The organism is Clostridioides sp. LIBA-6622, assembly GCF_056716095.1.
The window spans coordinates 2899009-2922391 of sequence record NZ_CP196998.1; the positions used below are offsets into that span (position 1 = coordinate 2899009).

At 28.2% G+C, this 23383-nt stretch carries 18 protein-coding genes; 2 read left to right on the top strand and 16 right to left on the bottom strand.

All coding sequences use genetic code 11. The features are described from left to right. Window positions 1–16: 16 nt before the first annotated feature. The 7 genes from ACTG47_RS13845 to ACTG47_RS13875 form a co-directional block, all read right to left on the bottom strand. Window positions 17–1159 (bottom strand): pyridoxal-phosphate-dependent aminotransferase family protein, encoded by a 1143-nt coding sequence (locus ACTG47_RS13845; protein ID WP_479924983.1) that lies wholly within the window; start codon window positions 1157–1159, stop codon window positions 17–19. A gap of 270 nt (window positions 1160–1429) precedes the next feature. Continuing rightward, window positions 1430–3817: an ABC transporter permease gene (locus tag ACTG47_RS13850; protein WP_479924984.1), complete on the bottom strand. Its 2388-nt coding sequence runs from the start codon at window positions 3815–3817 to the stop codon at window positions 1430–1432. Further along, a complete protein-coding gene (locus ACTG47_RS13855) occupies window positions 3810–4493 on the bottom strand; it encodes an ABC transporter ATP-binding protein (RefSeq protein ID WP_479924985.1) in 684 nt (227 codons plus the stop codon). Before ACTG47_RS13855 ends, ACTG47_RS13850 begins: the two co-directional genes overlap by 8 nt. Window positions 4494–4608: 115 nt before the next feature. Continuing rightward, a complete protein-coding gene (locus ACTG47_RS13860) occupies window positions 4609–5919 on the bottom strand; it encodes a sensor histidine kinase (RefSeq protein ID WP_479924986.1) in 1311 nt (436 codons plus the stop codon). Continuing rightward, window positions 5913–6620: a response regulator transcription factor gene (locus ACTG47_RS13865; RefSeq protein ID WP_169470147.1), complete on the bottom strand. Its 708-nt coding sequence runs from the start codon at window positions 6618–6620 to the stop codon at window positions 5913–5915. Before ACTG47_RS13865 ends, ACTG47_RS13860 begins: the two co-directional genes overlap by 7 nt. Window positions 6621–6845: 225 nt before the next feature. Next, window positions 6846–8687 (bottom strand): bifunctional metallophosphatase/5'-nucleotidase, encoded by a 1842-nt coding sequence (locus ACTG47_RS13870; RefSeq protein ID WP_479924987.1) that lies wholly within the window; start codon window positions 8685–8687, stop codon window positions 6846–6848. A 210-nt stretch (window positions 8688–8897) separates the two neighbouring features. Then, window positions 8898–9782, bottom strand: coding sequence for a DUF4846 domain-containing protein (locus tag ACTG47_RS13875; protein WP_479924988.1), 885 nt, complete (start codon window positions 9780–9782; stop codon window positions 8898–8900). A gap of 208 nt (window positions 9783–9990) precedes the next feature. Between ACTG47_RS13875 and ACTG47_RS13880 the strand changes: the two genes are divergently transcribed. Next, the gene (locus ACTG47_RS13880) at window positions 9991–10908 is read left to right on the top strand and encodes a ribonuclease Z (RefSeq protein WP_479924989.1); all 918 of its coding nucleotides are present in this window, start codon (window positions 9991–9993) and stop codon (window positions 10906–10908) included. A gap of 111 nt (window positions 10909–11019) precedes the next feature. Here ACTG47_RS13880 and ACTG47_RS13885 read toward each other — a convergent pair whose 3' ends face one another. Next, entirely contained in the window at window positions 11020–12354 is a 1335-nt protein-coding gene (locus ACTG47_RS13885; protein WP_479924990.1) for a CoA-disulfide reductase, read from the bottom strand. 338 nt (window positions 12355–12692) lie between these two features. Between ACTG47_RS13885 and ACTG47_RS13890 the strand changes: the two genes are divergently transcribed. Then, window positions 12693–14081 (top strand): cation:dicarboxylate symporter family transporter, encoded by a 1389-nt coding sequence (locus tag ACTG47_RS13890; RefSeq protein WP_479924991.1) that lies wholly within the window; start codon window positions 12693–12695, stop codon window positions 14079–14081. Between the two features lie 282 nt (window positions 14082–14363). Here the strand turns inward: ACTG47_RS13890 and ACTG47_RS13895 are convergent, their stop codons facing one another. The 8 genes from ACTG47_RS13895 to recG form a co-directional block, all read right to left on the bottom strand. Beyond that, complete coding sequence (locus ACTG47_RS13895; RefSeq protein ID WP_479924992.1) at window positions 14364–16112, bottom strand: DUF4091 domain-containing protein; 1749 nt, start codon at window positions 16110–16112, stop codon at window positions 14364–14366. A 56-nt stretch (window positions 16113–16168) separates the two neighbouring features. Continuing rightward, a complete protein-coding gene (locus tag ACTG47_RS13900) occupies window positions 16169–16978 on the bottom strand; it encodes a carbohydrate ABC transporter permease (protein ID WP_169469706.1) in 810 nt (269 codons plus the stop codon). Between the two features lie 15 nt (window positions 16979–16993). Beyond that, the gene (locus ACTG47_RS13905; protein ID WP_479924993.1) at window positions 16994–17911 is read right to left on the bottom strand and encodes a carbohydrate ABC transporter permease; all 918 of its coding nucleotides are present in this window, start codon (window positions 17909–17911) and stop codon (window positions 16994–16996) included. Between the two features lie 96 nt (window positions 17912–18007). After that, window positions 18008–19300, bottom strand: coding sequence for an ABC transporter substrate-binding protein (locus tag ACTG47_RS13910; RefSeq protein WP_169469704.1), 1293 nt, complete (start codon window positions 19298–19300; stop codon window positions 18008–18010). Between the two features lie 320 nt (window positions 19301–19620). Continuing rightward, window positions 19621–20145 (bottom strand): hypothetical protein, encoded by a 525-nt coding sequence (locus ACTG47_RS13915; RefSeq protein ID WP_479924994.1) that lies wholly within the window; start codon window positions 20143–20145, stop codon window positions 19621–19623. Between the two features lie 3 nt (window positions 20146–20148). Next, complete coding sequence (gene coaD, locus ACTG47_RS13920; protein WP_054271146.1) at window positions 20149–20646, bottom strand: pantetheine-phosphate adenylyltransferase; 498 nt, start codon at window positions 20644–20646, stop codon at window positions 20149–20151. A gap of 1 nt (window position 20647) precedes the next feature. Then, a complete protein-coding gene (gene rsmD, locus ACTG47_RS13925) occupies window positions 20648–21202 on the bottom strand; it encodes a 16S rRNA (guanine(966)-N(2))-methyltransferase RsmD (protein ID WP_479924995.1) in 555 nt (184 codons plus the stop codon). 58 nt (window positions 21203–21260) lie between these two features. Next, window positions 21261–23318, bottom strand: coding sequence for an ATP-dependent DNA helicase RecG (gene recG, locus ACTG47_RS13930; protein WP_479924996.1), 2058 nt, complete (start codon window positions 23316–23318; stop codon window positions 21261–21263). Window positions 23319–23383 lie beyond the last annotated feature (65 nt).

Consider the following 23383-nt stretch of genomic DNA (forward strand, 5'->3'; position numbering starts at 1 on the left):
CCCCCTTGTCTATCTATTAAAAATAATACTTATTAAATAAATCTAACAAGCTTCCATTTCCCTTAAATCCTAATGTACTTAGACTCTTATCTAAAATATTTAGTATGTGTTCTATTTTATTTAGATTAGCATTTTCCCCCATATGACCTATTCTTAAAATAGTATCCATATATTGATTTAATGATGTTGCAACAAGTGTATTATAATTTTTAAGCATATAATCAGTAAGCTTTAAAGCTCCTATACTTTCAGGAATTTTTATAGCTGTAACTGTATTAGAATATCCTTCTTCTAAAAATAATTCTAAACCATATTCCTCAACAGATTTTCTAACACTATAAGCTATTCTTTCATGTCTATTTAGTACTTTCTCTATTCCTTCTTCTAATATATTATCTAATGCTTTATCAAGTCCTATTATGTCACTTATTGGCATAGTATAAGGAAAGTATTTTTTTTCATAATATCCTTCCCATATATTTAAATTACAATAAAAACCTATTACATCTGTTTTTCTGTTCTTTATACAATCTTTTGCACCTTTACTTATCCCAACTATAGTAAGACCTGCTGGTACAGAGATAGCTTTTTGCGAACCACCTAATATTATGTCTATTTTAGATTCATCTACATTTAATCTCTCTCCAACCATACCTGCTACAGAATCAACTACAGTTAATATTCCATATTGCTTAAGTAATGGGCATATTTTACTTACATCATTTAATACACCTGTTGGAGTATCACAATGTACAACTGTTGCATACTTAAAGTTACTATCCTTATCTAAAAATGCCTTTAATTCATCAACATCTATACTTTTTGTATATTTACTTGAAAAAAGCACATAATCTCCACCATACATTGTTACAAAATCTTTGAAACCTTCTCCATATATACCATTGTCAATTACAAGTACTCTATCTCCCTTTTCTGTAAGTGATGCACAAGCTGCTTCAAGTCCTAATATACCTTCACCACTCAATATGTAAACATCATTTTTTGTACCAACTATATCACCAAACTTTTCACATGTCTTTTTATAAAATTCAACAAAATCAACATCTATATCTGGGTTTGTTGTCTTTTCTGCTCTTGCTAATCTTACATTTCCCCTAGTTTCTGTTGGTCCTGGTGCATAATTAATCTTATTGTTCATATATATTCAGCTCCTTTTTATTTTCTATACGATTATTATACAAAATTTTCATTTTATATGGTACAATTTTATATTTTTTTAAAATTGTACCAATACATTTTCCCTATAAACAATATCACTATATTAGACATACAAATAATTGCACAATAAAATACAGAGCAAATATCATTTTAGAATATCTACTCTGTATCTATATATTTTAATCTATTTACTTATCTTTTTATATTCTTCTTTTTATTACTTAAAAACTACCAATTAAATACCCATATTTTATTCACTATATCTTACTCTATCAATAAGTGATTCTTTATTGAAACTTTTTCCTATTAAATATGTTGTTATAAATTGAGCTATAAAAATACATACAGCCATCAATAGGATTGGCACTATTGGTAAAGCATATGTTGCATAAGATAATCCAGTCTTCTTTAGAAATATAACAGCAATATATCCTAATATTCCTCCAGATAAAATACTTCCTATCATCATTCTAGAAGTATAATATATAGCCTCTGAGTTAAGCATTTTTACTAATTGTTTATTAGTAAGACCAATAGCTTGAAGCATACCAAGTTCTTTCTTTCTAGTAACTATACTAGTTATCATTGTATTTACAAGATTCATAAATCCAATAACACCTATTATACCTGTTAAAGTGTATCCCATTATTTTTATAAATGAAATCACAGCCTTATTTGACTCTATTCTACTATCTAAAAAATCTGTCTCTAAAAATCCATTAGATTTTGCAATTTTCTTTATACTATCTTTTATTTCTTTATACTTTCCTTCTTCTGTATATATTCCTAAACTACTTGTTGAGTCATTTTTTAACGTTCTATCTATAAAATCTTTTCCTATACCAAAACTTGGAGACCCCATAGCTATTGCTTGAACTTTAAACTCTTTTTTTATTACTTTATCTCCATCATATAGAGTTAATTTTATTTTATCTCCTGCCTTTACTCCCATTTCTTTTGCTGTATCAACATGAGTAATTACTATTTCATCTCCTGTTTGCAGTCTTTCAAAATTTATTTTTCCATCTACTAAATTATTATTTAGTGATTTCACATCATTTTCATCTACACTCTGTAAAAGGTCATGTTTAAATTCAACATTATAATCATCCATTCCAACCTTTACACTTCTTGCAGACTCTATTTTTTTAATTCCTTCTATATCTTTTATTTGATTTAAAAAGTCTTTGCTTAAAGGATTATTCATTTGCAAAATATTCAAATTATTTTTAGGATTTTTATCACTATCCATTTCATAACCAGTAATTCTAACTTCTATATCATAAGGAAAATTTGCTCTTGCCATCTTCTCAGCATCAAAACTTTCTAAGGCAGTTGATACTGTTATAAATATAGTTCCACTCAATATAAGAGATACCAATGTCATGTAAGTACGTTTTTTATTTCTTTCTAAATTAGCTTGTGATAATCCCTTTAAATTTATATTTTTATAACCTTTTCTCTTATTTTTATTACTTATTTTATTTCCAGTATATCTTACTGCATCAACTATAGATACTTTTGATGCTACTTTCATTGGCTTTAAAAGTGATAACACAACAGACATAAAGCTTATTATTATAACCAATAATATAACTGGTAATTGTGATGATTTTACATCTATATCCATAGCTGATTTTATTATAATATTTGAAAGTGCATATCCTAAGATTGTTCCCATTGGTATTGCTATCCCTGCTAAGATAAAACCTTCCTTAAATACTATATTTTTTACTTGTTTTTTAGTCGCACCAATTGCTCTAAGTTTTCCAAATTCTTGAACCTTCGTAACTATTGAAATGTAGAATATATTGTATATTACTAAAATACTAGACAATACAATTACTAGCCCTACAAATACTCCACCCATAATTGTTTCCATATCAGGTTTTAAAGCATTTATATAATTTTCATTTACAGCTACATTAACAGTATCCAATCCTATATCATTAGCAACCTTATTTAATTTTGATTTTGCTTGTTCTATCGATAAATTACTTTTATCATTTAATTTCACATATATATTAAAATCTTCTTGTGACATATCTCTAGTATTTTTCATATATGTTTCTGATATAATAGCTGAATAAAATTTACCTGCTTCAGATATTTCACTAGTTTTTAAAATTCCAGTTATAATGAACTCTTTTTCAATTCTTTTATCACTTTTATAATCATTATAAGATATTTTTATCTTTTCACCTAAGTTTTTATTACTATAGCCAAGTGCTTTTAAAGCTCCTCTATCTAACACGATTTCATTTTCTTTTGTTGGTAACTTCCCTTTGACAAACTCAAAATTATTTAATTTTAAAGCATCTTCATTCATGTATGCTAGAGAAATATTTGAATCATCTTCTAACTTCTCAAAACCTACTCCATTCATTTTACCAGTTAACTCTACATCTGCATGATTACTCAATATATTAGCTTGTTTTTCATCCGCATTAGCTAATATACCTTGATAATTACCTGAATACTTTATAGTATTTTCTTTCTGATAGGTTCCTGCATCAACAATATAAATTCCAATAGATGAAAGCATTAAAGTTGAAAGTATTATAGTAATTATTATTAGAATACTTTTTGATTTATTTTGCTTTAGATTACTTTTTGCTATTTTAGTAGTATTAATCATTTTTATCACCAACCTTTGATACCCTACCATCTTCTATAAATATAACTCTATCAGCCATTTGAGCTATACTCTCATCGTGAGTTATCATAACTAAAGTTTGACTGTATTTCTTAGACATAGACTTTAGAATACTCATAACTTCATCAGATGTTTTAGAATCTAGGTTTCCAGTTGGTTCATCTGCAAGTATTATAGCTGGTCTTGTAGCTAATGCCCTTGCTATTGCCACCCTTTGTTGTTGACCACCTGATAATGTATTTGGTAAAACATCGTGTTTATTTTCAAGCCCCAATGATTTTAAAAGTTCTTTTATAAAATCTTCATCTACTTCTCTACCATCTAGGCCAATTGGTAATGCTACATTTTCCCATACATTAAGAGATGGGATTAAGTTATAACTTTGAAATATAAATCCTATTTTTCTTCTTCTAAATACAGCAAGTTCTTCTTCTTTTAATGTAAATATGTTTTTATTATCTATATATACATTCCCAGATGTAGGTATATCAAGTCCTCCAATCATATGTAAAAGAGTACTTTTTCCAGAACCTGATTTTCCTATTATTGCAACAAAGTCACCTTCATTTATTTCTAAGTTGACATTATCTAAAGCTCTTACTAAGCTCTCTCCTGCTCCATAATGTTTTGATAAGTTTTCAGTGTATAGTATTTTCATAAAATTACCCTCTCATTCTAAGTTATATTACCCCATTTTTTATTACTTTTTATTTTTGGAGCTGTTTATACTTATATAATAAATGTAGAGGCTTACATTTTCCTTTCATTTAACATTACATAGTTGTAAGAAACAAAGAAAACTTGCTTCCTACTCCTAATTCAGAATAAACCATAATATTTCCACCCTGTTCTTCTAATATTTTTCTACTTAGATACAATCCTATCCCACTACCCTCTATAGATTCAATTTCCTCAGATATTCCTCTATAAAAACGTTTAAATATGTTATTGAATTCACTCTTTTTAATCCCACTGCCATTATCCTCTATTATAATTTTAAAATAATTAACAGTTTCTTCTACAGATATATTTATTTCACCATTTATTTGTGTGTATTTTACAGCATTATCTAATACATTGAAAATACTCTCTTCCGTCCATTTTTTATCATGAGGTATAATCCTACTATCGAATTCATTTATATTTAATGTTATATTTTTAATCTTAGCCTTAGGAACTACACTTTTTATAGCATTTAGAATAGTATCCTTTATATCGTTATCTTCTTTTTTTATGCTTATCATGCTAATTTCTAGCCTTGATATGTTAACCAAAGAATTTATTAAGTTTTCTAATTTATGTATAGAATTTTTGTTAGTTAGCAAAAATTCTTGAGCTTCATCTTCCTTTAATTCTTCTTCTATAAGCAATGTATTATATAATTTTAATGATGCTAAAGGAGTTTTTAATTGATGAGAAATATCTGTTACTAATGATTTTACACTTTCTTTTTCTTTCTCTAATTTAATAAATTTTATCTTTAAACTTCTATTCAACTCATATAGACAGTTATTTATCTTGCTAAATGTACCTTCTTTAAAATACTCATTATATTCTACTAGATAACCAGTATCTTCTAACTCAGTAGTGTCCTTCAAATAATTTTCTTGTGACATCTTATCTACTATAAAATAAATTTTACTCAATCTTTTATTTATGTATCTTATAAAATAATAAATTATACCTGTAACAACTATAAACAATACTAAAAAGACAATAACAGATTCTTTAAAAAAAGATTTTAAATATAGACCAAAATTTTTATCATTTGACATTTTATTTTCTAATCCATATCCAAATTTTTTAAATGCTTTTTCTCCAATATCCACTTTGCTATAATCAGAATTGTAAATAGATTTTACTATATCTATCTCATCATTTGGGTATTTCTCAATCAATACTCCCGCAATACTTTGAGTATTTTTTATTTGATATTCATATAATTTATGTAATCTATTATATTCAAAGAGTATAAATATAAGCGTTACTATTAGTACAGATAAAATAGAACATCCAATAGCCCTTCTCATTATATAATCATCTTTCATACTCAGATTATCTTTGAGATTCATGCTTTTTAACATTTTTTTATACTCCTTTCCCCCCACATATATCCAACTCCTCTTACTGTTTTTATATATTTAGGTTCAGATGGATTTTTTTCTACTTTTTGTCTAAGTCTTCTTATATTTACTGCTATAGTATTATCATCTACAAAATTTCCACTATTGTCCCATAAAGATTCTAATAGTTGTTCTTTAGTTAATGTCTGCATTGAATTTTCCATCAAATATCTTAAGAGTTTAGTCTCTGTTTTACTTAAAATTATCTCTTCTTCTTTATCATCTATTTTTATAATTAACTTATTTTCTATATAATGAAAAAATAAATCATCACAAACCAATAAAGTATAATTCTTTACTGTATTTGCTCTTTTCATAAGTGCATTCACTTTGGATATTAATACCATTAAACTAAATGGCTTTGTGATATAATCATCTGCACCTAAATCATATCCTGTGACAATATCCACTTCTTCATCAAGGGCTGTCAACATTATTATATAAGCATCACTTTTATTTCTAATCTCCTCGCAAAAATCAAAACCACTACCATCAGGCAGACCTATATCAGAAATAATTAAATTTATCTCCTCTCTTGCGAAAATATTTTTTGCCTCTTCTATGCTAAATGCGTTAAAAACATTGTATCCTTCTTTTTTTAATTTAAAACTAATTCCTCTATTTAAAGATTTATCATCTTCCAAAAGTAATATATTATTCATCCTTTTATCCTCCATTATTATATATACTAGCTAAATTATATCATACTAGTAAAAGCATTTTATTTATAAATATCTAATAGGTTGTTAATTGGATTTTACTTAAATACAAACATACTTAAACACAAAGAAAGCAAAGATTATTAGTATTTATACAACTAATTACCTTTGCTCTTTTATTAGTATCTAAAACTAAATTTCTATTTACTAATTTTTACTTATTAATTTTTATTTTGACTTTTTATTTTTTAAATCTCTTTGATTAAAATTTAATAAGTATATTAATGTACTTGAAGCTATAAATACAATCATACTATTCGAAAATCCTAAGTCTCCTGTCTTAGGAGATTTTTCTTTATCTTCTCTTTTATATACTCCCACATTAGAACTCTCTACAGGTTTTCTTTTATCTAGTTTTTTATTTTTATCACTATCAAAATTTCTTATATCATTATTAGGTATACTACCTTCATTATCATTAATATTTTCTTTATTTTCTCCTACTATCAATTCACTCTCTTGATTATTACTTACTATCTCTTCTTTAGACTTGATACTAATTCTTCCATCTATACTTTGTGATATTTCTTTTTTGTATTCTATATATTCGATTACTATACTCTCTAAATTTCCAAAGTCTTTTAATATTGGTTCTTTTGAAAAGCAACTAAAATCATCCCCACCTGATGCTATATAATCATTAGTTGCAACCACATACTTCTTATCCAAATCTAATGGTTTTCCATCTTTTGAAATAGCAGTTATTTTTTCTCCCTCTTTTTGTTTTGGGTCAAAATAATAGGATATTCCTCCTACTTGTAAAAAGGCTGAATTCTTTTCTGGATAGAGTTTTACCCCTTGCTCCAATACATTTTTAATTTGTGCTCCTGTGAGTTCTTTGGTAACTATTGTATTACTGAACGGAAATACATCCACAATATCTCTTCTCGTTATATCCCCTTTTTCTATTGTATCTCTGATATTTCCTCCATTAAATAGAGAAATATCAGCCTTAGTCTTATCAAGTAAAATATCACTTATTAAATTACCTAAATTAGTTTCTTTTGTCCTTACATTTTCATATGAACCATCTAGAGTATTTTTTGTCACACCTATAACTTTATCTAATATTTTTTCCTGTTGTTCTTTTATTTTATCAATTTTTTTATTTATACTATCATCCAGTTCATACTTTAATGCTTCTTCCCTATCTATTAGTCTAGCTGATTTACTTTCTATTTTTATATTTTCTATATCATTAGTATTAAGTGTTAGTTTTACTTCACCAATATATTCTAGATATTGTCCTGTACTTACAATCAATGTGTCACCAACTTGCTTGCCATTATCAAACTTAGTATGACTATGTCCATCAATAATTAAATCAATACCTTGGACTTCATTTGCTATGTCTATACTATTTGGATTACTTAAATTATTCGTACCAATATGACATATTGCAACTATTACATCAGCACCTTTTCTTGTCAACTCACTCACTTGCTCTGTTGCATTTTCTACAGGATTTGTAAACTCTAATCCTTCCACGTTTTTGAATCCTGTTTTGCTCTTTGTTTCCTGAGTTGTAAGTCCAAAAAATCCTATTTTTATACCATCTATTTCTTTTATATCATTACTATCAAATACTTTTTTACCATTTTTGAGGATATTTGATGATAAAAATTTTAAAGTATTCTCTGAACTAGCTATTTGAGATAATTCAAACAATCTATCTTTTCCATAGTTAAAGTCATGATTGCCAGGAGTAATGTAGTCATATCCAGCACATTTAATCAATTCAATTGCATCTTTCCCTTTGTCCATGTTTACTATTGGAAGTCCATGTAAACAATCTCCTGCATCTACCAAAATTGAGTTTGGAGTTTCTTTTTTTAATGTAGCTAGATTACCTATTTGTATATGTTCATTACCCTCAGCATATCTTCCATGTATGTCATTAGTGTGAAAAATAGTTATTTCTTCAAATTGCTCTAACCCATAAGAAATAAAACTCTGACTTGTTGTAATTAGAATTAGAATTACCAAAATTAAATATCTTCTAATTTTCAATATAAGTTATCCTCCTCAAATTAGTTTTAGCTTTAGATAAAATTTATATTTTACATAAAACCTTTCAGGTAAATATTAAATATACATAAAATTAATTAGCATAATCTTTAATATTTATCTATCAATTTAATTTTGTCCATATCCAATTAGTTTTAATCTAATTACATTTTTTCACATCTATATTTTTCTTTTATTTTATATAAAATTATTTTAAAATCTTTTCAATTGGTCTCTTTTAAAAGTCCATTGAGGTATTGTTAAATCACCTTTAAAATCTAAACTATACCAAGGACTTAAGTTTGAATTTTTACGATTAATAAGAAGTTGAGTCTGTTGCGCAGGCATATAGCTTTGAGCTATCATAAATACCTTTTCTCCAGTCTTTTCGTTTTTTGCCATATCCATGATTATACTTGCATGTCCTGGACTTCCACCAACTATAAATACATCGCCTATTTTCATATCATCAATTTTTACAGGCTTCAATTCTTTTTCAAGAGATAATGTTCCTGAATAAGCAAACACTATATCCATAAATTTTCTAAAGCTCTCATAAGATGTTGAATATTCAGTTGATTTATACCAACTTGAACCACTATCTTTTACTGAAATTCTATATCCTTCTGACCATTTTGAGTACTTAGCCTTAAAACCATCGACAAAATCAAAACTTATTTCATCATATCTCTTGTTCTGATACAAGTATTCAGCCCTCATAAGCATAATTGCATCTGCACATTGATGTAAATCTCTATTCCCAATGTCAACATCAAACACACTATCATAGATGCCTTTTGATTCCTTAGTTCTGCCATCATAATACTTTACCTTCTCTCCATAGTTTTTCAACTTAGTATTTCTAAGGAATGATTCAAAGCTACCTTTTTCTACATCAACTCTTTTAAAACCTTTTGGTGGTTCATACCTGTCTTTCAATATATTTGCATCTTTATGTACTATTATTGCTTGTTCATCTTCTTTAGAATTTTGAGTTTTCTTAGAATCTTCAACCATTTTTTTACCTTCTCCATTGCTACATCCAACCAAAGTTAAAGCAATCAATGACAAAATAGCAATTTTCTTTAATATTTTCATTATTTTATCCTCCTTGTAAACATTTTTTAAAATAAATTTCAATTTCTCATCATAAAGTTTTTGTATATTACAATACAAAAAAACTATTTGACAATATTTCTTGACTCAAATACACATTTATTACTATATTTAATGTTAAAATAATTATAATAGGATATTATAATAAAAACAAACAACAGATTTGTGTTAATTTTAGAAAGGGGAAAAAATGATAGATTTAACTTTACTTGGATGTGGTGGAAATGTCCCTATGCCAAACAGATTTCTATCTTCTGTATTCATAAATTATAAAGGTAGAAAAATACTAATTGACTGTGGTGAGGGGACTCAGGTATCTATGAAGCTAAAAAAATGTGGCTTTAAAGATATAGACTTGATTTGTATAACCCATTTACATGGTGACCATATATTTGGACTTTTAGGACTTTTGTCAACGATTGGAAATAGCGGTCGTACAAGTGATTTAACTATAATTGGCCCAGTTGGAATAGTTGATTGTATTCGTTCTATGAGAAATTTAGTAGAATATGTACCATATGCTTTAAAAATTATAGAGAATCCTCAAGGTATTTTTACTTTAGATAATGAGTTTTTAAGAAATGTAGAAATTTCAACAATTGATTTAGAACACTCTATAGAGTGTTTAGGATACAGTTTTAATTTTAGAAGAAATCCTAAATTTAATATAAATAAGGCAACTAAAAATGAAGTTCCTAAAATGTTGTGGAAAAAACTTCAAGAAGGTCAAAGTGTAGTTTTAGATTCAAAAAAATACACTCCAGATATGGTCTTAGGAGACTCAAGAAAGGGAATTAAAATAAGTCTTACAACTGATACAAGACCTATAGAATCAATACCAGATTTTATAAAAGATAGTGATTTATTCATATGTGAAGCTATGTATGGTGATGATTTAGACATATCAAAAGCTGTTAAAAACAAACATATGACTTTTAGAGAAGCTGCAAATCTTGCAAAATCAGGAAATGTTAAACAACTTTTATTAACACATTTTAGCCCATCATTAGATATGCCTAATATGTACTTAGAAAATGCCACTAATGTTTTTGAAAATACAATTCTTGGAGAAGATAGGCTAAGTTTACACTTAAATTTTGATGAATAATTCTCTATTTATATTTATTAACAAAAACTTAGGAATGAATTTTACATTTATATAAATATTTTACTGTAAATTCATTCCTTCAATTACTTATTAACCACAATCTAAATAATATTATTTAGATACATTTCCAGCAACATTTAACACATCCCATGTTCTTGCAAATGGAGGAGCATAACACAAATCTAACATTCCAAGTTGACTTGTGGTCATTTTACCAAAAATAGCTGCTGCCAATACATTTGTTCTTTGTACAGCATCCTTAAACCCAGCCACTTGTCCTCCTAAGATAACTTTTGTACCTGCATCATAAACAAGTTTTACATATATTTTATTCCTTCCTGGATAGTAGTGAGTTTGATTATAGTCAGAAATAAATTTAGATTTAACATTTATACCTAAATTTTTAGCTTGTCTTTCTGTAATTCCAGTTGATGCAGCTTCCATATCCATAATCTTTATACAACTTGAAGATAGTGAACCTTGATAAGAAACTTCTCTTCCTCCTAGGTTTTCTCCTACTATCCTGCCTAATTTATTAGCTCCAGTTGCTAAAGGTACATATACATTTTCATTACTTACTATATTCTTTATAGTTGCACAGTCACCAGCAGAGTATATATCTTTTACAGAAGTTCTTCCGTACTCATCAACTACTATAGCTCCATTTTTTAGCATTTCTATATTAGTATTTGACAAAAACTCTGTGTTAGGTCTCACACCAGTAGCAATTATTACTACATCTGTATCTATTTCTCCTTTATTTGTTATGACTTTTTCTACTTTCTCTTCTCCATACAGTTCTACAACCATTTCATCCAAGTGCAATTTAACATCATGTCTTCTTATTTCTTCCTCTAACACATCTGTAATTTCCTTATCAAATACTTGAGGTAATATCCTATCTTCCAATTGAATCACATGTACATCTTTTCCTAACTTCTTACATGCCTCAACTGCTTCTAATCCTATAAATCCAGCACCTATTATTGTAACCCTTTTATTTTCTTTATCATTTAAAATCTTTTTTAAATATTCTCCATCATACAAACTTTTTAACATAGAAACATTCTTCAATTTTACATTTTTTATAGGAGGCATAATACTTCTTGCCCCAGTTGCTATCATCAATTTATCATAGTAATCTTCATGTATTTCACCTGTTTTTACATTTTTTACTTTTATTTTCTTAGATTCACTATCAATCTCAATAACTTCTCTAAATATATTTAAATCAATCCCAGATTCTTTAAGTTTTTCTGGTGTCCTTGCCAATAAGTCATTAGCATCATCAAAGTATCCACCAACAAAGTATGGTAATCCGCAAGCACCAAAAGATACTATCTCTGTTTTTTCGTAAACAACAACTTCATATTCAGGTTTTATCCTTTTTAATTTAGCCGCAGCACTCATTCCAGCTGCAACACCACCAATTATTATTACTCTCATTTTATCTCTCCTTTGATGTCTGATTAATTTCTTTACTTATTTTGAGCTTTTCATTTGATATATATTCTATGTACACATTTTTATAACAAATCAAAGTTATTTTTTTCACATTTTTTTATTCGAAATCAAATTTTATAAAAGCTATTTTATCTTTTCTTACCCCAATTTAAATTCTTTAAACACACATTATACCCTATTTTTCTGTATTTAATCACATTTCTGTAAATTAAATTAATTTATTCTATTTTGGTAAATTGTGATATAATATTGACATTTTTTTAATATATTGATATTATTTAGACTTAGAAAAATTTATTTTAGATAAAGGAGAAAAAATATTGCAAAGTTCATTCTTATCACAATTTCTTATGATTACAGATTTTAAAACGATTTTTTTCATAATCTTACTTTTAGTTACATTCTTTATTGTTAGACAATTTGAAAAGAAAAAAATCAAATTTTCATTGAGAACAATATATGCTACAATACTAGGACTTATATTAGGAATTATAATTCAAGCTTTTGCTGGTTTTCCTAATGATACAACTCAAGTTACTTGGCTACAAGAAGTAAGTAAATGGTATAGCCTATTTGGCTCTGGATTTATGGACTTATTAAAAATGTTAGTAGTACCTTTAGTTTTCTTATCAATTATAAAGGTAATTATTAATATGAAAGATAATAATCTTGGAACGCTTACATTTAGGTCTTTAGGCATGCTTCTTACCACTACTGCTATAGCTGCTATTGTTGGAATTGTAGTTGCAAATATAATGAATTTGGGTGTAGGAGTTAATCTACCTGCTTTAGGAGTAAATCAAGAACTTAAAGAAATAAATTCTCTTGTGGATACTTTAAGAGGATTACTGCCATCAAATCCTGTAATGGCTATGGCAAATGGAAATATCGTGGCTACAATAATATTTGCTACATTTATAGCCACATCAATAAAGAGATTAAACAAAAAACATTCTGAAACAATAAAACCATTTATAGATTTTATAGAAGCATCTTATAAGATAATTGTAAGTGTGTCTATGACTGTTATTAAATTTATGCCTTATGCTGTAGTTGCTCTACTTGCAAATACAATAACTTCACAAGGTATTAGCTCAATATTATCTGTTTTACATTTTATACTAGCACTTTATATATCAGTTGCAGTATTGTTTGTTATACACTTAATTTTTATAACTTTAAATGGGTTAAATCCAATTACTTATATAAAAAATTCAACTGAAGCTCTACTTCTAGCATTTACTTCGCGTTCTAGTCTAGGAACATTACCTGTAACGATAGAAAGCCTAGTACAAAATCATGGAGTTGATGAGGGCGTATCAAGCTTTACAGCAAGTTTAGGTGCAAATATGGGTATGAATGGTTGTGCAGGTATATATCCTGCTTTAATGGCTGTTACACTTGCTAATATGGCTGGTGTAAACATGGACATGAGCTTTTATGTCATGTTGTTAATAGTTATAACAATTAGTTCATTTGGAATAGCAGGACTTCCAGGAACTGCTACAATGGCAGTTTCAGTTGTTATATCTGGTGTTGGTCTTGGCTCTTATTTTCCATTAGTTGGAGGAATACTTGCAATAGACCCTATATTAGATATGGGGCGTACAATGATAAATGTTAATGGTGCTATGGTATCCTCAATTACTGTAGGAAAATCACTTGGAAAAGTCGATAAAGAAGTATTTAGTAAAAAGAATATTTCTTAAAATAAGTATAAAAATAACCCCCAATAAACACTATACTTAAAAAAAATATTATAACAACACCTATCCTTTTTATCTTACTCTCCTCCTAACAATGTTATTTTCTATATAATATTATGCAATCTTTATTATAACAAATTAAATTGTATCATGTTATATACAATTATTCTCATTTATAAATTTTGCATTGAATATAGATTAAAAACATTTGATACTCTTAAAAAAATAAAGGCAGTACACCACTAAATAGTTTTAATTATCTAGTAGTATACTGCCTTATATTTTTTACAATTTATCTAATAAATCTAATACTTGTTTTTTAACTTTATCATATCCACAATTATCAAGTGAATATCCTAGTTCTATATTTCCAAAACCTTTAATCTCAGCATTTTCTTTTTTATTTAATAATTCTTGCATAAGTTCAACTTCTATATATTCTCTTCCTTTTTCTTTTTCCAACATAGTGAATAATTCAAAATCTTGTATACCAAATCTCAAATTCTCCATTCTGACACTTCTAACTGGCTTTAAATCTTTTCCAGGATAAACAAAGAACATATCCCCTGCCTTCCAAATAGGGAATTTGTAACTTGCATCCTTCCAAGGGTCTTCCGTCCATAAATTGTAGTCCCATCTTAAAAATCCATCAAGACCAAAATAATAAGTATACCATCCTATTATTCTATTTTCCACAAAAGGAGAACTTATAAAACTATTTGGCTTCTCTGGAAAACAGCATACAAACCAAGTTAATATTCCACCCTTATCATTAATCTTTTTCTTTAACTTATCTATATCTTTATAATTTTGAATAGTAAGTTTTAAGTTTATCGACATATCATCAACTTCATCTTTAGCTCTATCTAAGAAATTTTGGTCATGTGTTGCTGACTTGTACTTAACTTTGTGTTCATCTACAGTGGAGTTTATAAACTCGATACACTCTTTTACTACTTCTGGATTATTTGGTTCATCAGCTATCACTCTAACTCTATCCCATAACCCACACTCTATTAAGTGATTTAAAACTAATCCTATGTATTCTTTTAAATCGCTTGTATTATTTATAAACTTAAATACCTTATCATTCTCATCATAGTATCTTACTCTGATAGGGTCCTTGTATCCTTCTATAGGGTTTCCAAACTCGCCAGCACACCAATTACCCAATAAACCAAATAAATCTATCTCATGAGCCATTTTATGCTTATTAGCTATATTTATATACCTGTCTATACTTTCAAAATTACATTTAATTTTTCCATCTTTATCTTTTGAAACACTCACCATATTATATTCATATAAGTTTGATGGATTTTTATAAACTTTATAACAACTTTGACCTGCCCATGGATAATCAGAAACTATCACAGTTGTAACTTTTTCTCCTAAAGAAGCTAGTTCTTTTAAATAGTTATCAATTATTTCAAAATGTATATCAGACCATAATTCAACTTTATACATTCTAGCTAAACAGCTCGGATGTTGCCATAAATCTAAAAAGAATCTACTTTCATCTAAAGGCTTTAATACAACGTTTTTTACTTCCACAGGAACATTAATTGTACAAACTTTTTCTTCATCTTCATATCCAAAACTTTTGAACACATCAATACCTATATTAAAGTTATTTTCTGCGAAGTTCTCAGGTACTTGACCTTCAACCCAGAACATTTGAGGTAAATGTTGTTCTACTAATACATCTTTATCTCTCAAAATAGCATCATTTACAAATGCTTTTGTATCATCTTGAACATATCCCATTATATTGATGCTAAAATTATTTTCTAATTCATTTGGCACATTTAATCCAAGTCTTACCCTATTTCCAAGACCTTTCCATGATATAGTACTACTTCCATCAATCGTACAATTAAATTCTTCTGTAGCTTTTAACATAATTTGAAAAGCAAACTTTTCCCCTTTAGCTACTACAATATTTAAATCTTTATGTTCCCAAGTCTCAGCTTCTATAACTGAATATTTATCATGTTTAAATGTACAATCCTTTAATACATATGAAATCTCCATATTTTAAACTCCTCCATATCTACATAATTCTGTTTTATATTTTTAAATTAAGCTATCTAACCTTTTATTCCAGACAAAGATACACCCTCTACAAATTTGCTCTGTAAAATCAAATAGAAAATAAATGGAGGTAAAAATGTTATTGTTGCTCCTGCCATCATTTGCCCATAATTTGTTATCTGGAAGGTCTTAAGAGTAGACAACCCAACCGTCAATGTTCTCATTGTATCCTTAGTTGTTGCTATAAGAGGCCACATAAATTCATTCCAAGCTCCCATAAAAGTAAATATTGCTAATGTAATTAATGCTGGTTTTATTAGAGGCAATACTATTTGTATTAAAATCCTAAGGTCCGAACAACCATCTATTTTCGCTGACTCTAATAGCTCTTTTGGTACCCCTAAAATAGCTTGTCTCATTATAAATACACCAAATGCAGTTGGTATTGGCATAATAAGTGCAAGGTAACTATTTATCCAACCTAAATGCTTCATTATTATATAAAGTGGTATCATTGTAACTTGAGATGGTATAATTAAAGTCATTATCATAAACAAAAATAACTTATCACTACCTTTAAAATTCATCTTTGCAAAAGAATACCCCGCTAATGTACTAAATACCAAATTTAATAATACACCTGAGAAAGATACTATAGCTGTATTTAAAAAGTATTGTGCAAAGCCTTTTTTAGTAAATATATCTATATAGTTTTGTAGTGTAACTGTTGAAAAAGATATATCTAAATTATATGAATTATATGTTATCTTTAAAGATATTATCAACATGTATATAAAAGGTATCAAGCTTGCACATGCTATAAATAATAGCAAACCATCACTCAATAATCTTCTTGTCGCTTTCATTTTGTACCTACCTTTCTAAATATCTGAATTATCTCGTTTTACAAATTTATTCTGCAAAATTGATACTATAGCTATCAACAAGAATAATACATTTGCTACAGTCATTGCATATCCAGAATTAAAGTTTTTAAAGTTTAAATTAAAAGCATGCATAACTATACTCATAGTAGCTATTCCTGGTCCTCCACCAGTTACAGTATAGATTAAGTCAAAGACCTGTAATGACCATATAGTCCCTAAAAACACAACCATTATTGTTGTTGGCTTCAATAAAGGAACTGTTATTTTCATAAATTCTTGAAGTTTTGTGGCTCCATCAACCTTTGCCACTTCATAGCAATGTTTTGGTAAATTCATTATACCTGAAATATAAATTACCATGAAATAACCTATATTTTTCCACATAGATATAAACATAAGCGTAGGTAGTGCGGTCTTACTGTCTCCTAAAAGTTTAGATGATTCTATTCCAAAGACCCCCAATACTTGATATACAATTGAACCTTCTCCATTTAATAGAGCTCTCCATACCATACCTATCAAAACCATAGATGATAACACTGGTATAAATATCGCACCTTTAGCAAATGAAGCTATTTTACTATTTCCTTTTCCCGTAATCCAAACTGCCAAAATCAATGATAAAATGGTCTGACAAGGTACTACAACAAGAGTAAATTTAATTGTATTTATAATAGATACTTTTAGTGTTTCATCTGTAAATAATTTTTTATAGTTTTCTAAACCTATAAATGTAGCTGGGCTAATAATATTATACTTTGTAAAGCTAAAGTATATTGACATTATTATTGGTATCACATAAAATGCCACTAAAATTATACCTAATGGCAATATATATATATATGGTTTAATATTTAATCTTATTTTTTTCTTTTTTGAGTTTCCTTCAAAATCTCTAACTAAGTTTTCCATTTTATCCTCTCCAATATAAATATTAGCATTGTACTTATGATACAATGCTAATTTTATTCTGCAAGATACTATGAAACGTCTTACAGCCGTAAACTTTTATTGTGCTAATAAATCATTTGAATATTTTGCAGCATCATCCAATGCTTGTTTTGGAGTTTTATCTCCTGAAATCATTGTTTGAAGTTCTTTCCATAAATATTCATATATTTCAACTCCATGAGGTCCTACAACCAATGGTCTATATATATCTTTGTCATTTTCAACCATTTCTTTAAATCTTTCATCACCTTGATATGGTTCACCTTTTGTTATTGGTGCTCTTGGTATTGCTTTATGGAATTCTGTCATTGATTCAACACTTAACATATGTTGTATTAGTTTGTATGCAAGTTCTTTATTTTTTGCTGATGACATTAGAGATAAGTGGTCTACTGCTCCAAAAGTCGCAGCTTTCTTATCCTCTAATCCAGTTACAAATCCCCAATTTAAGTCTGGGAATGATTTATCAAATATACTTGTTGCTGCAGAGGATAACATTACTGTAAATGCTGCTTTCCCTGGACCAAATACACTTTCTATCATTTCATTACTATCTTTAGATAAAGAATCTTCAGGTACATATGCTTGTAATTCTTTTAAGAAATTGGCTGCATCTAATCCATTTTTATTATTAAACTTAACTGATTTTAAATCATCATTATATATATCTCCACCAGCTTGCCATAAATAAGGGTACCAGTTCCAATTTAAATTACCAAAAGTTTTAGCTCCCCATCCTTGAGCCAATCCCCATTGGTCTATCTTTCCATCACCATTAGTATCTTGTGTTGCTTTTTTACAGATTCTTTTAAAATCTTCCCATGTCTTAGGAGGCTTTTCTCCTATTTTTTCTAAGATATCTTTGTTATAGTATAGCACACCTGGATTTGCTGCTTGGAATGGCATTCCATACATTCCACCCATCATTTCAGATGTCTTTATATAAATAGATTGTTCCTTATCTTCTTTAGTTGCATAGTTAGTTAAGTCTTCTACTGCACCACTTTGTATAAACTGTGGATACATTTCCGCATACATATATCCTACATCTGGGCCTTCATCAGCACTTATAGCTGTTGCAAATTTTTCAGAATAATTCTCCCAAGGAATTATCTGTAAATCTACTTCACAGTTATTTTTTTCCTCAAATTTATCTAAAATAGGGTCCCAAACTTCCTTCATATTATCTTCTACTGGTGGCATCCAAAGAACTAGCTTTTCTTTTTCCCCATCCTTTTTTGAATCTTTTCCATTCCCGCTTGAACACCCTGTTATAAGAGTTGTAGTCATAATTGCCACCATAGCTAGTGAACATAATTTTTTCAACATACCCAATTTGATTCCCTCCATCTTATTTTATTTTTCATTATAATTCTACATATTTTTATTCCATTTAAAATATTATCAAAGCATGTATTTATTGTCTAATCAGTTTTTTCTATGCGTTTTTTTTTATTATAGTTTTTTTCTATGACAACGTTTTCTGATTTTATTAAAGTATTTATATTTTATATATACAATTCCATACCAAATAATTGCACATGATTTTATATTATTTTATAATTTTGTACATTTCAACTCTAATGTAAAAGAGTTTCTATAATAAAAAAGAGCTATCACAAATCATTTAAAATTATTTGTATGATAGCTCCATTTTATTCATCTAAAATTTATTTTTTAGGTCTAAGTTCATTCTTATCTCTTTTTACTTCTTCTAATATTTCTTTCAAATTGTATTCAACACTAGAAAGAACATCCTCTGCATATTCAATTGACCCAATTCTTATCTCATTTGCTATTCTTTCAGCCCTCTCAACTATATCCTTAGCTCTTTGGTCTGCTTGAACAACAGGTTCACTTGATTCTACATATGCTTTTACCACATCTTCAGAATTTTTCTTTAACTCTTCTATATTTTCATGATACTCTTGTTGTATTCTTTCAGCTTCTTTTTTTGCTTGTTCAACTATATTTGAAGCATCTTGCTTAGCTTGACTTATTATTTTATTTCTTTCTTTATTAATCCATACTGCTTGTGTTACTTCCTCTGGTATCAAAGTTCTTATATCGTTAATTATAGCTAAAACTTCGTCTTTATCTACCGTACATTTATGTGAGAAAGGAATTGTAGAGGCACTTCTAAATATCTCCTCTAACTGCTCAAATAGTTCAATCATTTCTAAATCTATCTTCATATATCAATTACCCCCAGTAGTTTTTTTCTTTAATTCTTCCAAAACAATCTTTGGAACCAAATTTTTTATATCAGCATCAAAGAGCAAAACCTCTTTTATCAAAGATGAGCTTATAAATGAGTATTTTGTACAGCTTGGTAAAATTATAGTCTCTATATTTGGATTAAGTTCTCTATTCATATGAGCCATTTGAAGTTCATAATCAACATCAGCACCACTTCTCACACCTCTAACTAGTGCTCCAATCCCATTTTCTTGACAGTAATTTATTAATAAACCATCAAAAGTTACAACTTTTATATTATTTAAATGGCTTGTACTTTTTTCTATAAGCTTTACTCTCTCATCAAAGCTAAATAGACCTTTTTTATTAGGATTATTTAATACTCCTATTTGTAATTCGTCAAATAACTTCGAAGCCCTGCAAATAATATCTAAATGTCCATTAGTAATTGGGTCAAAGCTTCCTGCAAATATAGCTTTTCTAGGTTTATTTTCCATATTATGCCTCCATCTTATAAAAAGTTAATGTAGTATTTCCATATTTCTTATCTCTAGTTTTTTCTAATTTACATATTTTGTTTGGAAACAAATCATTAGTATCATGTTCTACAACTATTATTCCATCTTCATTCAGCAGATTAGAATTATCAATTTTTTCAATAGCTTCTATAAACATATTTTTATAATATGGAGGGTCCATAAAAATTATGTCAAATTTACTATTTTGTGATTTAAGCTTGTCTACAGCAGTTTTAAAATCTAGGTTTAAAATAACACTTTCATTTTCAACTCTTGCTTTTTTTATATTAGACTTAATAATATCTATACTTTCCTTACTGATATCTACAAAAGTACATGCCTTGGCACCTCTAGATAAACACTCGATTCCTAAGGAACCAGTTCCAGCAAATAAATCCAGAACTTCACTTTCCATTATATATGAATTTATTATATTAAATAGAGATTCTTTTACTCTATCTGTAGTTGGCCTTACATCTTCATTTTTTGGAGTATTTAGTTTTAATCCTCTCGCTTTTCCTGAAATTACTCTCAATATGACAATCTCCCTTCAGCACATTATTACATTAGTAATATTTTAACATAATTTAAAATTAATTTAATGAAATTTCTTTCAATGTATCTTTGAATTTATCTATAATTTCTTTTTTAAGTGGCATATTTTCTTTCAATTGTAGATTATTATCTTCACCTAATATATATCTAGCTTCTTGTTGTGCTAACTTTAATATTTTTATATGTTTAAACAAGTTTGCTACTTTAAGTTCTGGAAGCCCATGTTGCCTTGTCCCAAAAAACTCTCCAGGACCTCTTATTTCCAAATCCTTTTCTGAAATCTTAAAACCATCATTTGTCTCTTCCATTATAGCCATTCGTTGTCTACACACTTCTGTTTTAGAATCATAAATTAGTACACAATACGATTTATGACTTCCTCTCCCAACTCGTCCTCTAAGCTGATGTAATTGTGCAAGTCCAAATCTTTCTGCATTTTCTATTATCATTAGTGTTGCATTTGGCACATTGACACCAACTTCTATAACTGTTGTTGAAACTAAAATATCTATTTCTTTATTTTTAAAACGACCCATTACTTCATCTTTTTCACTTGACTTCATTTTACCATGAAGCAATCCAAGCCTTAAATCTTGAAAATATTCAGCTCTTAATTCCTCTACAAGTTCAACAGCTGATTTAGCTTCTATAGCTTCACTTTCTTCTACCAAAGGACATACAATATATACCTGTCTGCCTGATTCAACCTCTCTTCTTACAAGGTTGTTATAAGCTCTATCTCTTTTATTCTTTTCAATGGCAAGTGTTTCTATTGGCTGTCTACCTGGTGGAAGCTCATCTATAATAGAAATATCCAAATCTCCATAAAGTATAAGTGCCAAAGTTCTTGGTATTGGTGTTGCTGTCATTACTAGTATATCTGGATTTGCACCTTTCATTGAAAGTTTACTTCTTTGCATAACACCAAATCTATGTTGCTCATCTGTTATAACTAATCCAATATTATTAAATTCAACCTTGTCTTCTATTAGTGCATGTGTTCCTATCAATATATCAATTTCATTGTTTTTGATTTGTTCTAATACTGTATCCTTTTGTTTTTTTGTAAGGCTACCTATTAATAAACCTACATTTATTCCAAAATCTTTCAGAGACTCAGTAAGTGAAATATAATGTTGACCTGCTAATATCTCTGTAGGTGCCATCAAAGCTCCTTGATATCCATTTAAAACGCAATTTGCAAGTGCCAAAAGAGCTACTACTGTCTTACCACTCCCTACATCTCCTTGAACTAACCTATTCATTATTTTATCAGAATTCATATCTTGTATAATTTCATCCAATGCTCGATTTTGAGCCTTTGTCAATTTAAATGGTAAAGAGCTTGTTATATTTTTTAAGTCCTTACTTATTTCAAACTTTATTCCATCTTCTTTATTTCTTCCACTTTTAAATACAAATAATCCCAGTTGTAATATAAGTAATTCTTCAAATACAATTCTATATAAAGCTATTTTTAATGATTCTTTGTCACTTGGAGAATGTATATTTCTAATTGCAAAATCTATATTACATAGCCTATATTTCTCTATAATTCTCTTTGGCATATATTCTTGTATAATTAGTTCTTTATCTTCAAGTACTGTTCTAATTATACTCATAATCTCTTTATTTGTAACACCATATGTAAGCTGGTACACAGGCATAAATCTACAAGTATTCTTAGGTGAATTAGTAAGATACTCTAACTCACATGATGTAAGCTCTAAATTATTAAATTTTTTCTTAACCTTACCAAAAACTAATATTGAATCTCCTGAACGAAATGTATTTTTTATATAGCTCTTATTAAAAAATACTAATTTAGCTGAACCAGTCTCATCTTTTACATCAATTTTTGTTAAAGTCATACCCTCTTTTGGACTAAATGTATTTATACTTGATATTACTGCTTTTATTGTAACTTTCTCGTCATCCTCTAATTGTGCTATTTTCTTTAGATTATTCCTATCTTCAAATTGCCTTGGAAAATAATACAATAAATCTTTTAAAGTAAATATTCCCAATCGATTTAGCTTATCTGCCTTTTTAGGTCCTATTCCTTTAACATATTGAACATCTTTATATAAATCCAACAAATATATCACCTACTACACAAAAATCCTGTACAACCAACTTTATAAAAGCTACTTGGTCATAC

Bases quoted from the DNA above. Each gene is read 5' to 3' on its own strand.
- ACTG47_RS13875 (WP_479924988.1), bottom strand. From the start codon at position 9,782: ATGAAAATATTAAAGAAAATTGCTATTTTGTCATTGATTGCTTTAACT.
- ACTG47_RS13845 (WP_479924983.1), bottom strand. From the start codon at position 1,159: ATGAACAATAAGATTAATTATGCACCAGGACCAACAGAAACTAGGGGA.
- ACTG47_RS13885 (WP_479924990.1), bottom strand. From the start codon at position 12,354: ATGAGAGTAATAATAATTGGTGGTGTTGCAGCTGGAATGAGTGCTGCG.
- ACTG47_RS13865 (WP_169470147.1), bottom strand. From the start codon at position 6,620: ATGAATAATATATTACTTTTGGAAGATGATAAATCTTTAAATAGAGGA.
- ACTG47_RS13855 (WP_479924985.1), bottom strand. From the start codon at position 4,493: ATGAAAATACTATACACTGAAAACTTATCAAAACATTATGGAGCAGGA.
- ACTG47_RS13860 (WP_479924986.1), bottom strand. From the start codon at position 5,919: ATGTTAAAAAGCATGAATCTCAAAGATAATCTGAGTATGAAAGATGAT.
- ACTG47_RS13850 (WP_479924984.1), bottom strand. From the start codon at position 3,817: ATGATTAATACTACTAAAATAGCAAAAAGTAATCTAAAGCAAAATAAA.
- ACTG47_RS13880 (WP_479924989.1), top strand. From the start codon at position 9,991: ATGATAGATTTAACTTTACTTGGATGTGGTGGAAATGTCCCTATGCCA.
- coaD (WP_054271146.1), bottom strand. From the start codon at position 20,646: ATGGAAAATAAACCTAGAAAAGCTATATTTGCAGGAAGCTTTGACCCA.
- ACTG47_RS13910 (WP_169469704.1), bottom strand. From the start codon at position 19,300: ATGGAGGGAATCAAATTGGGTATGTTGAAAAAATTATGTTCACTAGCT.
- ACTG47_RS13915 (WP_479924994.1), bottom strand. From the start codon at position 20,145: ATGAAGATAGATTTAGAAATGATTGAACTATTTGAGCAGTTAGAGGAG.
- ACTG47_RS13905 (WP_479924993.1), bottom strand. From the start codon at position 17,911: ATGGAAAACTTAGTTAGAGATTTTGAAGGAAACTCAAAAAAGAAAAAA.
- ACTG47_RS13900 (WP_169469706.1), bottom strand. From the start codon at position 16,978: ATGAAAGCGACAAGAAGATTATTGAGTGATGGTTTGCTATTATTTATA.
- ACTG47_RS13895 (WP_479924992.1), bottom strand. From the start codon at position 16,112: ATGGAGATTTCATATGTATTAAAGGATTGTACATTTAAACATGATAAA.